Genomic DNA, 14,290 nt, shown 5'->3' with positions numbered 1-14,290 from the left:
ATGATCCGTCAATTTCAGTTTGCGTATCCTTATGTCTGCCAATTCCACGCCCCGCCATTTTCGTGCTCAAACCTCTTCCGTAATCGCGATAACGGTGTGCTTCCTCGCCGTCGCGTTGGTGTTGACCGGCCTCGTGGCGCATGTGGTTACGACAATGACCCGATCAGCAAACGAAATCGACGATGCGCGGGCAGACCGCGCCGCACATGCTGCGATCGCCTCGTTCATGGCCAAGCTCGAGGCCACAACTAAGGACAATGCCGTCTGGGATGATGCCTATAAGGCCGTCGGCACACCTGCCGCTGCTGATTGGGCCTATGAAAATTGGGGCAAGACCAGTGCCGATTATACACTCTATGATGGGGCCGTCGTAATCGGGCCCGATGGTGGTGCGGTATCCGCCTATCTCAAGGGCAACCTGTTTCAGCCGCGCGACTATTTTGGAAAGTTTTTCGATCGCCAAATTGAAGCGGCCGCCAATCCGCAGTCGGCGCCTTTGCTCAATTTCTTCAAGACGGAGGCGGGAATCCTGCTTGTGGCATCACAGGCAATCCAGCCCTTCAACACAACGAGCGAGCTTCCGAAGCTCAGTGTCTTGACCTTTTTCAAGGAATTGACCCCGGAAGTCGTCGATGCGCTGTCGGATGAACATGAACTCGACGGCCTGCGCCTCCAGGAAGCACCCGAACCGGATAAGCTGAATTCCCCGATTAAGGACATGGATGGTGCGGTGATTGGCTATCTGGTTTGGCCAAGCAAAGCTCCGGGGGAAGCCATTTTCGATAAGGTCTACCCCTATGTGGCGGCGGCGGCTGCCATCCTCGTTCTCTTCCTGGCAGCCGTCTTGCTTGCGGGCGCGTCGGAGGCCAGGCGTCTCCATCGTTTAGCCGAAGCGGCGAGATTTGAAGCAAACCATGACAGTTTGAGCGGCCTGCTCAACAGACACGGCATTCTTGGCGTGCTGGATCAACTGGACAGCGCCAGTTCCCCGGCATCGCTCTACATGATCGATCTCGATGGCTTTAAAGCCGTCAACGATGCGTGGGGACATGCTGTCGGAGACGAACTGATCCGAATCGTCGCAAAAGCTCTGCAGAACTGTCATCCGGAAATCCATGCCTTGGCAAGACTGGGCGGCGACGAGTTCGCATTGGTGCAGTTCGGATCCTCTCCGCATCGAGACATAGAAGACTCTATTCTCAAGCTTTTTCTCAATCCCTTTAAAATTGGCGGGCGAACGATCGAAGTGGGGACCAGCATCGGCGTAGCATGTCGCATCGGCAATATCGCGCCACTGGAGCTTCTTCGCAGAGCCGATATGGCTCTTTACCGCGCCAAAGAAAATGGCAAGGGACAGGCCGTCACCTATGATCTCGAGCTGGATCGCGAGCGCCAACGCATCGCCGAACTGGAAGGCGAGCTCAGAAATGCCATCAACAACGGCGCGATCGAACCGGTTTTCCAGCCTCTCGTATCGGCCTCGACGGGTGCCATCATTGGTCTTGAGGCACTCGCGCGCTGGCGGAGCGCAATCGGCAGTATCAGCCCGGAAGTCTTTATTCCGCTTGCCGAAAAGTCAGGTCTTATCGACGCATTGGGCGTGCATATGCTGCGGACGTCGATTCACCATGCGAAGAACTGGCCGACCCTGGCGCTTTCGGTCAATGTCTCGCCCGTCCAGCTCTGCAATCCGGACTTTGCCGCGCAAGTCATGGCAGTTCTTGAAGAATCCGGTTTCGATCCTGGGCGCCTGACGCTGGAAATAACCGAGGGCGTCCTGATGACCAATCCTGATCAGGCACGCCGCTCGATAGACCTGCTTCGGCGCATCGGCATCAAATTCGCGCTCGATGATTTTGGCTGCGGCTATGCCAGTATCGGTGCGTTGCGGCAGTTCGGGTTCGATCGCATGAAGATCGACCGATCCCTGGTATTGGGCCTCGAAGAAAATGCCAACGGGATCGATATTCTGCGTGCCACGGTCGCCTTGGCAACGGCCCTTGAAATTCCGGTAACTGCCGAGGGGATCGAGAACTCTCGTCAGGCTGAGATATTGCGAGCCTCCGGTTGCGACCAGTTGCAAGGCTATCTGGTCGGCAAGCCGATGTCGTCCGGCGAGATCGGCGAGAAGCTCCGTCAAGCCGGTTCAGCCGCCTGAGTTGCAGCCATCTAGCTGATTGAGCGGGGCTATGCCGGCTGGTCAATCAGCCGCTGGGCGGTAAATTTGTCGGTGACCAAAGTGTCAATCACCCCGATACGCAGTGCGCCCCCGATTGCCGCGGTCTTCTTTTCGCCGCCCGCAAGCGCAATCACTCGATCGACTTTGGCAAGCTCATCGAGCGAGATACCGATCACCCTCTCGTCAAGCGGCGTTTTGACCGGTTTGCCTTTGCCGTCGAAGAAACGCAGGGATATATCGCCAACCGCTCCTGCATCGGCGAGGTCCGCCAATTCGCGCGACGAGAAGATATTGCCGGAGCGGGCCAGAAGCTCGGACGGTTCGACCGCGCCAATGCCGACGATTGCGACGCTGATCGCGCCGAAAAGCTCGATGGTTTCCCGCACGAACGGATCAGCCATCATGAGCAGCTTGGCTTCGCGCGAACTTGTCACCCCTTGGACAGGCAGGAGTTTAGGTTCGGCGCCGGTCAAGCGGGCCAGCCTTGTCGTTAGCTGAGTCGCATGGGTCTGAACGGAGGGGTCGCCCATTCCACCGAGCGTCTGGACGATATATTTTGCCCGAGCGCTTTTTTGCGGATGGATATTCTCCACCATCTTGAAAATCGTCTGGCTCCAGCTTGAAACCCCGATAATTTCGCCCTCGGAAAGGGTGACTTCGAGAAGGTGAGCGGCTGCTTCGCCAATCCGCGCCATGATGGCGCCTTCACGGTCTTCGGAACATTCCACGACGATCGCTTCCGGAAGATTGAAACGTTCGCGGAGTGCGGCTTCGAGTTCGGTGTAGGTCCCGACAGGCGGGATCACGGTGGTCCGCACGATGTCTTCGGCTTCCGCCCGCTTCAGCATTCGAGAGACGGTCGCCTGCGACAATCTCAGGTGCTGGGCAATATCAGCCTGCCGCTTGCGCTCGATGTGATACATCTGCGCTACACGAGAAATCAGGCGAAGCTCATTGATCCGTCCCATGCTTGTTCCATTGGTGAATTTTTATTCACCAATAACGGGCGGCGGTTCGAACGTCGAGCGTGCAATCGCATCATTCCACGTTTTAAACTTTTCCGCGTTGTCATTTGCCTGAGGCTTGATGATGGTGCTCTGCCGCGGCAGCCGGCCGATAGCGTCAAGATCCGCCCACATGCCCAACGACAGACCAGCAAGATAGGCTGCACCCAGCGCGGAGGCCTCCGGTGCTGCGCATTGGATGACGGCATGCCCCAAAAGATCAGCAACACACTGCATGAGGAACCTGTTCTGACTGGGTCCTCCGTCCACATAAAGGGAGCCGATGTTCCCCCCGTTCTGCTTCTGCATCGCGCGGAAAACATCATGCACCTGAAGCGCGATCGAATCGGTAACGGCCCTCGCCAATTGCGCCCGCGTGGTGCTGAAGTTGATTTGGGAAAACAGCGCGCGGGCATCCGAATTCCAATGGGGGGCGCCGAGACCGACAAAGGCGGGAACGAAGCCTGGGCCGCCCGGTTCGGCCATTGCCGCCAGATCGACAAGTGCACTCACATCGGAAAGGCCGAGGATGTCCGCCATCCATGGCAGGCTTGCCGCTGAGACGAGAATGTTGCCCTCGAAAGCGAAGGTCGAAATTCCGGCAATGCGCCAGGCAACAGTCGTCGTTATCCCATGTTGTGGTGCGATAAAACGAGGCAATGTCGTCATGACCGACGAACCCGTGCCGAATGTCACCTTGCCGTCCCCCGCCTTATGGGCCCCATGCCCGAAGAGAGCGGCATGGCTGTCGCCGATGGCGGCGCAAATAGGTGTTCCATCCGGCACCGCCGGAAGACCCGCAGTCGTTCCGAATTGCCCCGCGCTATCGAGAACTTCTGGAAGCAACTCTTTGTCCACGCCGAACAAGGCACAAAGCTCCTCGCTCCAACGCTGGGCTTTTAGATCGAAGAGTTGGCTGCGCGCTGCATTCGATGCATCGCAGACATGCTTCCTGCCGCCTGTCAGGCAGTGAACAAGCCAGCTATCGACGGTGCCGATCCGCACAGTGCGCCCGGCGGGCGCGCGATCCAGCAGCCATTTCATCTTCGGGCCGGGAAACATCGGATCGATCCGCAGGCCGGTGGTCTCCTCGACCCAATGCGAATGCCCAAGCCCGATCAATCTTTCGCAATCGGCGGCCGTGCGACGGCACTGCCAGCTCACGACGGGGCCGAGCGCCTCGCCCGTATCGCCGTCCCATATCGTTACCGATTCCCGCTGGTTGGAAATCGCAACCGCTTCGATCGTAAGCTTTGCGGGCGCAGCTTCAATGCAGGCACGAACCGCCTCGCATACCGATCGCCAGATGCGATTTGGATCCTGTTCGACCCAGCCTGGTTGCGGATAGCTGATTCCGACGGGCGCGGCGCCACGAGAAATCAGCTCGCCCTTTTCCGATACCAAAATGGCTTTAGAATTCGTGGTGCCCTGATCGATTGCCAGGATGGCTTGCATGAAATCTTTCCTCCAAGAATGAACCGGGGCATTCAGCACAATGCCCCGGGCAAGCGCGCTGTCGTCGTCAGCTCACTTCCGCTTGAGAAGTGCCAATGCCGCCTGGGCAATGGCGTCTGGCGCCATTCCGAATTCATCCAGAAGGAATTCCGCCGAGCCCGTCGGAGCAAAAATACCGGGGACGCCCAGACGTTTCATCGGAACAGGCGCGTTATCGACGACCACTTCGGCGACGGCGGAGCCGAGGCCGCCATAGATCGAATGCTCCTCGGCTGTCACGATAGCGCCGGTTTCTCTTGCGGCGGCAATAATAGCCTCCTCATCGATCGGCCGCACGGTTGCCATGTTGAGAACACGGGCGTCGATCCCTTGGCTTGCGAGTATTTCCGCCGCCTTGACGATGCGATGCGTGAGCGTGCCGTTGGCAATCAGGGTCACATCCCCTCCCTCGCGCAGCACATTGGCTTTGCCGAGCTCGAACGTGTGATCTTCTGGCAGCAGGTCTGGAACACCGACGCGCGACAGCCGCAGGAAGCAAGGGCCGGCATAGCTTGCCGCCCATTTCACGGCAGCGGCCGTTTCAATGCGATCGCACGGTGCGATGACCGGAAGATTCGGCAGGACACGCGTCCAGGCGAAATCCTCGATGGAATGGTGCGTCGGGCCGAGTTCGCCATATGCCATGCCAGAGGAAATGCCGATCAGTTTGACGTTCGCATTCGAGTAGGAAATGTCGGCCTTGATCTGCTCCAGAGCACGGCCCGTCAGGAAGCATGCGGCCCCGCAGACGAACGGGATCTGTCCGCCGTTTGCCAGCCCCGCTCCGACGCCGACCAAATTTTGTTCGGCAATGCCGACATTGACCAGCCGTTCCGGATATTTGGATTTGAAACCGCCGAGCTTGGACGAGCCAACGGAATCGTTGCAGACGGCAATGATCGTCTGCTCGCTGGCCGCCAGCGTCTCCAGGGTCGCAGCGAAAGCATCACGGCAGTCGTAAAGATTGGTGTTTGAGTTAGGCGCGTCCATTAGAGTGCCTCCGCCAGTTCTGCGACAGCTTGTTCGTATTGTTCCCTGTTGGGCACCTTGTGATGCCACTCCACCCGGTCCTGCATGAAGGAGATGCCATGCCCCTTGTTCGTGTGGGCGACGATGCAATGCGGACGCGTGCTGCGATGCTCCAGCGCGGGAACGATTTGCGCCATTTCGTTGCCGTTGATTTCGCTGACCTCCCAGCCGAATGCTTCGAGTTTCGGCCGTAACGGGGCGACATTGTTGGTATCGGCGAGCGCCGCGCCCTGCTGGAAACGATTGTGGTCGATGATCAGGGTCAGATTGTCCAGATTGAACTGCGATGCGGCCATTATGGCCTCCCAGTTGGATCCCTCTTGCATCTCGCCGTCGCCCGTCATGACGTAGGTGTGGTACCCAGCGCCGGTCAGCTTGCCAGCCTTCGCAACCCCGACGGCAACAGGCAGTCCGTGCCCCAAGGGACCGGTGTTGGTTTCGACACCCGGCACCTTGTTGCAGTTGGGATGGCCGTTGAGCCGTGAATGCGGCTGCAGAAATGTCGAGATCTCCTCCTCCGGAATAAACCCGCGTTTTGCCAGGGTAACGTAAAGCGCACAGGCAGTGTGGCCCTTCGACAGAATGAACCGGTCACGATCGGGCCGCCTCGGTTCAGGGGGATAGACCTTCAGAACGCGAAAATAGAGAGCCGTCAGGATGTCGATCGCCGACATCTCACCGCCAATATGTCCCGCACCCGCGTCATAGACCGCTTGCAGGTCGCGCAGGCGTATCTGGCGCGCGACGCGCTCAAGTTCCTTCACTTGCATGATGCTCCCTCTTTGCATAAATATTCAATCGCCAATATTTTTGCACAAATGGCCACTCAGTCAAGTCCATTTATTACCTGGTTACCGCACGGATGGAAGTCTATACGCCAATTTCCGCGCTTGACAGCTTAAATATGAGTTGATAATGAATTTTCCAACATGAATGCATAATTATGCATGCTTGAAGGAAAATCACCTGCGGCAAGCATAAGGATGGAGGAGCCATGTCAGCATTGGGCGTCAACGAACAAACCCAGCAGCCGCGAACCTCACTTGCATGGCTCAGCGGGGCCACGGGCCCACTGATCGGCTTGCTGATACTCTGCGTTTTCCTGAGCGTTGCGACGGACCGGTTTCTTTCGGTGCGCAACGCACTCAACATCCTCGATCAGATCACCGTGCTCGGCGTCATGTCCGTGGGCATGACTTTCGTCATCCTGATCGGCGGCATCGATCTCTCAGTCGGCTCCGTTCTGGCGCTCTCAATGATGGTCATGGGCTGGGTTGCGAATGTGGCCGGCTTGCCGATGGCCGTCGCTATCCCGCTGGCGCTCCTGGCGTCAGCGCTCGCCGGCCTGATTGTCGGCTTGATGGTGACGAGTTTTCGTGTGCCCGCCTTCATTGCCACTCTTGCGATGATGTCGGTCGCCCGCGGCATTGCCAATATGATTACCGACGGCCAGCAGATCGTCGGCTTTCCGGACTGGTTCACGATGCTGGCGATCGACCGTCACTTCGGCGTCTTGACCGCGACGGTTTTCCTGATGCTGGCGATCGTCATCGTCTCCTGGCTCTTTCTCAAATATCGTTCCGAAGGGCGCATGCTCTATGCGATCGGCGGCAACCCGGAGGTCGCCCGCCTCGCCGGCATCAATGTGCCGGTGGTCACGATCGGCGTCTATGTCGTATGCGCCATCTTGGCGGGCGTTGCCGGAATCGTGCTTGCTGCTCGCCTGGATGCCGTCCAGCCCTCAAGCGGCTTTGGTTATGAGCTCGACACCATTGCCGCCGTGGTCATCGGAGGAACGTCTCTGTCGGGCGGCGCCGGCGGCATCGGCGGAACGCTGATCGGCGTGCTCATCATCGGCGTTTTGCGCAACGGCCTCAACCTGCTCAACGTCTCCCCATTCCTGCAGCAAGTGATCATCGGTGTCGTCATCGTTCTTGCGGTCGGCGCTGAGACGTTGCGCCGGCGGAAGGCATAAGACAGGCCGCCAAGGCCGCAGCCAGAATTTCCCCTTCCGTCGCACGGGCGGGGATTATGAAAGCCCGAGGGCGGAGGACGTTTCCAAGGGCGGATTGAAACCAAAGGAGGAACTCATGAAACTTTCCCGCACTCTCGTCACCACGGCGGCCATACTCGCACTTTCGCTGGGGTCGGTTCAGGCCAAGGAAGTCAAGAAACTCGGCCTTGCCGTCGCCAACCTTCAGGCAAACTTCTTCAACCAGATCAAGCAAGCCGTCGAAGCGGAAGCCAAAACCCGCGGTATCGAAGTCATCACCGTGGACGCGAAGGGCGACGGTCCGACCCAGGTCAATCAGGTCCAGGATCTTCTCACGCAGAACATCGACGCGCTCATCTACATTCCCGCCGGCGCCGCCGCCGCGACCATTCCGGTAAAGCTCGCTCACCAGTCGAATGTGCCAGTCATCAACGTCGACCGCAATGCCGACGGCGCGCCCGGCGATACCTTCCTCGCTACGGATTCGGTTGCATCGGCAAACGCCGTCTGCAAGTACATCATCGAGAAGGCCGGCGGTAAGGGCAACATGGTGATCATCCATGGCCAGAAGGGCACGACGCCGGAAGTCGATCGCACTAAGGGCTGCATGGACGCCGTCAAGGCAAACCCGGGCGTGAAGATCGTTGCCGAGCAGTGGTCGAACATCTGGAGCCAGGATGAAGGCTTCCAGATCATGCAGAACATGCTTCAAGCCAATCCGGACGTTTCGATCGTCTTCGCGCAGGCTGACGCACTCGCTCTCGGCGCTGCACAGGCCATCAAGGTCGCAAATCCCTCGCAGAAGATTGCGCTCGGCGGCTTCGATGGTGACACCGCAGCGCTCGAAGCATTAAAGAACGGCGTCTTCGACGTGACCGCGACGCAGCAAACCCAGAAAATGGGCCGTGATGCCGTTGCCAATGCTGTAAAGATTGTCGCCGGCGAAAAAGTGCCGCCGGTCCAGCTTATGGATGCGACCTTGACTACCAAGGACAATGTGGCCGGCTTTATCGCCAACCATCCGTAAGCACAATCAAAGGAGCGGTGCGATGACTGATCCGGTGCTCACACTGAAGGGTATTTCCAAGCGCTACGGCCCTCTGGAAGTCCTCAAGAACGTCAGTCTCGATGTCTTCCCAGGCGAGGTCGTCGCCTTGCTCGGCGAAAACGGTGCGGGCAAATCGACCCTGTCGGGCATCATCGCCGGATCGCGCACGCCTTCGGAAGGCTCCATGACATGGCAGGGGCAGCCTTATGCCCCTGCCAATCCACGAGAGGCGATCGACAAGGGCGTAGTCCTGATCCATCAGGAGCTACAATTGCTTCCCGAGCTGACGATCGCCGAAAACGTCTTCATCGGCCGCTGGCCGATGAAGAATGGCGTCGTCGACCGGGCGCAAATGGTCCAGCGCGCACAGGAGCAGCTCTCGCGCCTGAACCTGCATATTCCCGCAACGCGCAAGGTGGCGGGACTGTCGACCGCCAACCAGCAGCTTATTGAAATTGCCAAGGCCCTGGCACTGGACGCGAAGCTGCTGATCCTCGACGAACCGACGGCCGCACTTGGCGGCGCGGAAACCGAAGCGCTCTTCGAGCAGGTCCGAAAACTGCGTTCCGAAGGCGTCGGGATCATCTATATCTCGCACCGGATGGAAGAGATCAAACAGATCACCGATCGCATCGTCGTTCTTCGCGACGGCGAGCGCGTGCAGGAATTTGCCGACAGCTCGACCCCCGTGCGCACGATCGTTGAAAGCATGGTCGGCCGGTCGCTCGACAGGATGTTCCCGACATTGCCGGTGCCGCAGGATCATCCGGTGCTGCAGGTCAAAGGTTTGACCTCTGCGGACGATTCCTTCCGCGACATCAGTTTTGAGGTCAGGGCTGGAGAAATTCTGGGTATCGCCGGTCTTGTCGGCGCCGGGCGAACCGAACTGGTGCGCGCCATCTCCGGAGCAGATCCGATAAAGTCCGGCGCGGTGCATCTCAATGGCGAGCCGCTGAAACTACGCAGCCCGGCCGACGCCGTCGCGAGAGGCATCGTTATGGTGCCGGAAGACCGCAAACTGCAGGGACTGGTCGTCAATCATCGGATTGCTGAAAACCTCGTTTACCCAAACCTCGATCGGTTCGGAGGCCGGTGGATTACGTCCGCCATGAAGCGAGATTTCGCAAAGAGGGCCATTTCCACGTTCGGCATCAAGGGCCGTGGCGATCAACTTGCCTCCGACCTTTCGGGCGGCAACCAGCAAAAGATCGTCATTGCAAAATGGCTGATGCGCGATCCCAAAGTGGTGGTGCTCGATGAACCGACCCGAGGCATCGATGTCGGCGCCCGTGCCGGCATTTACGACATCATTGTCGGCCTCGCGAACAGGGGCGTGGCCGTCATCGTGGTCAGCTCCGATCTGGAAGAGGTTCTCGGCGTATCGAACCGCATCCTGGTCCTTGCGCAGGGAAAACAGGCCGGAATCCTGGAGCGTGATCAGGCGAACGACGTCTCCGTTATGGAATTGGCTACAATCTAAAATGACATCAAGAAAGGAAGAGCGATGCCTGACATCACTCTGAATGCTCCCAAGCTTTTCGATCTCTCCGGAGAGGTTGCCTTCGTAACGGGCGCCGGCAGCGGCATCGGCCAACGTATCGCCATCGGTCTGGCTCAATGCGGCGCGGATGTCGCGTTGCTCGACCGCCGCAATGACGATGGCCTGTCGCAGACCGCCGAATTCGTCCGCAAGGCGGGGCGCCGCTCCATTCAGATTGCTGCTGATGTGACCGACAAGGCAGCGCTTGCCGAGGCCGTAGAAAGGGCTGATGTCGAACTGGGTCCCCTCTCCCTCGCACTCAATGCCGCAGGCATCGCGAACGCCAATCCGGCCGAGGAGATGGAAGAAGAGCAGTATCAGACGCTGATGGATATCAACCTCAAGGGTGTCTTCCTCTCCTGCCAAGCCGAAGCGCGCTCGATGCTCAAGAGCGGCAAGGGATCGATCGTGAACATTGCGTCCATGTCTGGCGTCATCGTCAATCGCGGCCTGAACCAGTGCCATTACAACGCTTCCAAGGCCGGCGTCATCCACATGTCGAAGTCGCTGGCGATGGAATGGGTCGGCCGAGGAATTCGCGTCAACACGATTTCGCCTGGCTATACCGCGACGCCGATGAACACCCGGCCGGAGATGGTCCACCAGACAAAGCTGTTTGAAGAGCAGACCCCGATGCAGCGCATGGCAACGGTCGATGAGATGGCTGGTCCTGCCGTATTTCTGCTTTCGAACGCGGCAAGCTTTGTCACGGGTGTCGACCTTTTGGTCGACGGCGGCTTCTGCTGCTGGTGATGACGATGCCTCGCAAGCTGATCGCCGGAAACTGGAAAATGAACGGGCTGCTCTCGGACCTCAACGAGATCACCGCCATCGCGGCGGCGGCCGATGACTCTAGAGCCGAAGCGATCATATGCCCACCCGCCACCCTTATCGACCGCGCCGCGTCGATAACGAGAGGCTCAAAATTACGGATCGGCGGGCAGGATTGCCACGCCTCGCCGTCGGGCGCTCATACAGGCGACATTTCGGCGGACATGTTGGCCGATCTCGGCGCAGCCTTTGTGATCCTCGGCCATTCGGAGCGCCGGGCGGATCATGGTGAGACGAGTGCTCTCGTCGCTGCAAAGACGGCGGCGGCCTATTGCGCCGGGCTGACGGCTATCATCTGTGTTGGCGAAACGGATGAGGAGAGGACAAGCGAAATGACGCTTGCGGTGGTCGAAAGCCAGCTTTCGGCGTCCGTTCCGGATAGCGCTTCCGCTGCCAACACCGTTATCGCCTACGAACCGGTATGGGCAATCGGCACCGGCCGTGTTCCGACGGAGGCTGAGATCGCTGACGTCCACGCTGCCCTGCGTAGTGCCTTGATCAAGCGTTTCGGCGCGGAAGGCAATGAGATACGGCTCCTTTACGGCGGCTCCGTGAAGCCATCGAACGCCGCTTCGCTCTTCGCCATTGCGGGTGTGGACGGCGCGCTTGTCGGGGGAGCTTCCCTCAAGGCATCGGATTTTAGAGCAATACTTCGCGCTGTGCCTTGAAGGCGAGACCGATCGCTGCTGGGGCCGCCGGCAAAACGGCCCTGCATTCATTTTGATAAGCGCCGTTCGCGAGGACGTACGGCGATTGACCGGGAGAAACCAAATGAACCGCTTCGAAAACAAGACCGTTGTCATCACCGGAGGCAGCCGCGGTATTGGCGCCGCCATCGCAAGACGCTTTGCGAAAGAGGGCGCAAATCTCGTCGTTTCCGCCAATGAGGAGTCGGTGCACTCCGTCGCCGAGCAGATCAGGAAGGATGGCGGCAAAGCAATTTCCTTTGTCGGGGACGTCACGGACAAGGCGAGCGTGAAGGCCCTCTACGACGCGGCGGAAGACGCCTTCGGTTCGGTCGACGTCTCGATCCAGAATGCCGGCGTCATCACGATCGCGCGGATCGAAGACATGACCGAAGGCGAGTGGGATAAGGTCATGGCCGTCAACTCCAAGGGCGTTTTCCTGTGCGCCCAGGAAGCGATTTTACGCATGCGCAAGCACGGTCGTGGCGGACGCATTATCAACACCGCATCGGGACAGGCGCGAGACGGCTTCATCTATACGCCGCACTATGCCGCCTCGAAGATGGGTGTGGTCGGGATCACCCAGAGCCTCGCAAAGGAAGTCGCCACCGAAAACATAACCGTCAACGCCTTCTGCCCGGGGATCATCGAGACCGACATGTGGGCCTACAACGATAAGGCCTGGGGTAAGCTCCTCGGCAATTACGGTCCGGGTGAGTTGATGAAGGAATGGGTGGAAGGCATTCCGATGAAGCGCGCCGGTTCGGGCGAAGACGTCGCCGGCCTTGTCACCTTTCTCGCGAGCGATGATGCTGCCTATATCACTGGGCAGACGATCAATGTCGATGGCGGTCTCATCATGTCCTGACTGCGGTCGGTTAAGAGAAACAATCTGTTCAGCGGTTGCGTCGCATAAAGGACAGAGAGAGGGAAACTGCCCTCTTGCGGGAGGCCATATCGATCGCCTATCTTACCGGTGTTCTCAGGGCGGGGTGAAACTCCCCACCGGCGGTATCGAGGAAACTCGGAGCCCGCGAGCGCCTCCGCAAATCGCGGAGGGTCAGCAGACCCGGTGAGAGGCCGGGGCCGACGGTTAAAGTCCGGATGGAAGAGAGCAATCGTGCGAGCGCCACCGGTGTTGTGGCGCGTCCGCAGGCTTGTTCGCCCAAGGGATAAACTGTGACTTCGAAAGAAGTCTTGGATGCTGCAAAAGCGGCTAACCCTTGAAAGGCAAAGTGCATGGCAATTTCCAAAATCGAAGATGCAATCGCGGCGATTTCGCGTGGTGAGATCGTTGTTGTCGTTGATGATCAGGACCGAGAAAACGAGGGCGATCTTGTGATTGCGTCCGATGCCATCACGCCTGCCGCAATTGCCTTCATGATGAATCACGCGCGCGGACTGATCTGCGTGGCGATGCAGGGTGAAAGGCTGGATGAGCTCGACATTCCTCTGATGGTTCCGCGCAATACCGAGGTTCTGAAGACCGCCTTTACGGTGTCCGTGGACTACATTCCGGAAACCACGACGGGGATTTCCGCAGCCGATCGCGCGGCGACCGTTCGGGCCCTTGTTACACAAGGCACCCGGCCTGACGACTTTGCCCGACCTGGCCATATTTTTCCGCTGCGTGCCAACCCGGCAGGCGTGCTCGGACGTCCCGGCCATACCGAGGCAGCCGTCGATCTCGCAAGGCTCGCCGGCTATTCCGGGTCCGGGGTGATTTGCGAAGTTGCCAATGACGACGGTACGATGGCCCGCCTTCCGGATCTTGAAAAGTTCGCCGAACGCCACGGCCTGCTGCTGGTGACGATCGAAGATCTGATCGCCTACTTGGCCCATCAGCGCGATCTGACGACGCGGGAAATGTCGGCCGCCTAGTCGTTAGAGAAATGCTGGCAAGGGCGCGCCCAATGGCGGGCGCGCCACGTCCACATAGCGTTCCAGACCCGCGCCGAGCCGGCCGGGAATGGAGCGAGAGGCGCTTTTGACACCTCTCGCATCCTCCTGTTCACTTCGGTTCCTTACCATGCCCGGAAATTCCAAACAGGAAATCCGGACGTTTCCTCACCATCCGGCAGGCCGATATCCTGGCGCATGCGGTTGGACAGTAGAGAGGTTTGATTTACCGTTTGCTGATGCCTCAACATGGCGAGGAACAACGCAAACGCGGTCTTCCGGGCGCCAAATTTGAGGCAAAGTTCATCGACCGTCGCCGCAAGAGTGTCGGCAACTAAAGATTGTGCTTCGCGCATAGTTTCTTTCCCGGCGCAACGATGCAGCCGAGTCCTTTCGAAGGTGAAAAGACGTGCGAATACCGACGCGGAAATGCGAAAGATCGCTCCGGTAACCGGTCACGTCAAGGTAACGAGAAAAATGCTAAACGGGCGGCGAATCCGAGGGCTTAGTAGCCTGGATGCCAATGACGGCTCGGGCTCGACGCGCATTGCATCGACACCACCACGGCCATTCCGCCAGAGAAGCGA

13 protein-coding genes and 1 riboswitch are annotated in these 14,290 nt (G+C 59.0%); of the genes, 8 read left to right on the top strand and 5 right to left on the bottom strand.

Going from position 1 to position 14,290, the window contains the following annotated elements; genetic code table 11:
* The first annotated feature begins 31 nt into the window (after positions 1-31).
* Positions 32-2,158, top strand: a complete 2,127-nt coding sequence (locus QDY28_RS16240; RefSeq protein ID WP_331382709.1) for a bifunctional diguanylate cyclase/phosphodiesterase — start codon at positions 32-34, stop codon at positions 2,156-2,158.
* Between the two features lie 29 nt (positions 2,159-2,187).
* Here the strand turns inward: QDY28_RS16240 and QDY28_RS16235 are convergent, their stop codons facing one another.
* From QDY28_RS16235 to QDY28_RS16220, 4 genes are all read right to left on the bottom strand, one after another.
* On the bottom strand, positions 2,188-3,147 hold the full coding sequence (locus QDY28_RS16235; protein WP_331382708.1) for a sugar-binding transcriptional regulator: 960 nt from the start codon (positions 3,145-3,147) through the stop codon (positions 2,188-2,190).
* Between the two features lie 21 nt (positions 3,148-3,168).
* Entirely contained in the window at positions 3,169-4,638 is a 1,470-nt protein-coding gene (locus tag QDY28_RS16230; RefSeq protein WP_331382707.1) for an FGGY family carbohydrate kinase, read from the bottom strand.
* Positions 4,639-4,710: 72 nt separating this feature from the next.
* The gene (locus QDY28_RS16225; protein ID WP_331382706.1) at positions 4,711-5,667 is read right to left on the bottom strand and encodes a transketolase family protein; all 957 of its coding nucleotides are present in this window, start codon (positions 5,665-5,667) and stop codon (positions 4,711-4,713) included.
* The gene (locus QDY28_RS16220) at positions 5,667-6,476 is read right to left on the bottom strand and encodes a transketolase (RefSeq protein ID WP_331382705.1); all 810 of its coding nucleotides are present in this window, start codon (positions 6,474-6,476) and stop codon (positions 5,667-5,669) included. The genes QDY28_RS16225 and QDY28_RS16220 overlap by 1 nt, the downstream gene beginning before the upstream one ends.
* A gap of 224 nt (positions 6,477-6,700) precedes the next feature.
* On the opposite strand from QDY28_RS16220, the gene QDY28_RS16215 reads away from it, so the two are divergent.
* From QDY28_RS16215 to ribB, 7 genes are all read left to right on the top strand, one after another.
* Entirely contained in the window at positions 6,701-7,681 is a 981-nt protein-coding gene (locus QDY28_RS16215) for an ABC transporter permease (protein ID WP_331382704.1), read from the top strand.
* Between the two features lie 115 nt (positions 7,682-7,796).
* A complete protein-coding gene (locus QDY28_RS16210; protein WP_331382703.1) occupies positions 7,797-8,726 on the top strand; it encodes a sugar ABC transporter substrate-binding protein in 930 nt (309 codons plus the stop codon).
* Between the two features lie 22 nt (positions 8,727-8,748).
* Positions 8,749-10,227, top strand: a complete 1,479-nt coding sequence (locus QDY28_RS16205; RefSeq protein ID WP_331382702.1) for a sugar ABC transporter ATP-binding protein — start codon at positions 8,749-8,751, stop codon at positions 10,225-10,227.
* Positions 10,228-10,251: 24 nt separating this feature from the next.
* Entirely contained in the window at positions 10,252-11,040 is a 789-nt protein-coding gene (locus tag QDY28_RS16200) for an SDR family oxidoreductase (RefSeq protein WP_331382701.1), read from the top strand.
* Positions 11,040-11,786, top strand: a complete 747-nt coding sequence (gene tpiA, locus QDY28_RS16195) for a triose-phosphate isomerase (protein WP_442967537.1) — start codon at positions 11,040-11,042, stop codon at positions 11,784-11,786. The genes QDY28_RS16200 and tpiA overlap by 1 nt, the downstream gene beginning before the upstream one ends.
* Positions 11,787-11,889: 103 nt before the next feature.
* Entirely contained in the window at positions 11,890-12,672 is a 783-nt protein-coding gene (locus QDY28_RS16190) for a glucose 1-dehydrogenase (protein WP_331382699.1), read from the top strand.
* A gap of 106 nt (positions 12,673-12,778) precedes the next feature.
* Positions 12,779-12,924: riboswitch (FMN riboswitch) on the top strand.
* Positions 12,925-13,043: 119 nt separating this feature from the next.
* The gene (gene ribB / locus QDY28_RS16185; protein WP_331382698.1) at positions 13,044-13,685 is read left to right on the top strand and encodes a 3,4-dihydroxy-2-butanone-4-phosphate synthase; all 642 of its coding nucleotides are present in this window, start codon (positions 13,044-13,046) and stop codon (positions 13,683-13,685) included.
* Positions 13,686-13,828: 143 nt separating this feature from the next.
* Here ribB and QDY28_RS16180 read toward each other — a convergent pair whose 3' ends face one another.
* Positions 13,829-14,059 carry a DUF1127 domain-containing protein gene (locus QDY28_RS16180; protein WP_331382697.1) on the bottom strand — a complete coding sequence of 77 codons (231 nt, stop codon included), beginning with the start codon at positions 14,057-14,059 and terminating at the stop codon, positions 13,829-13,831.
* Between the last annotated feature and the right edge of the window lie 231 nt (positions 14,060-14,290).

The sequence above is a fragment of the Rhizobium sp. BR 362 genome, assembly GCF_036528765.1.
Taxonomy (GTDB): Bacteria; Pseudomonadota; Alphaproteobacteria; order Rhizobiales; family Rhizobiaceae; genus Rhizobium.
The sequence above is the reverse complement of the archived record's forward strand: the minus strand, read 5'-3'. Positions and strand labels throughout refer to the sequence as shown.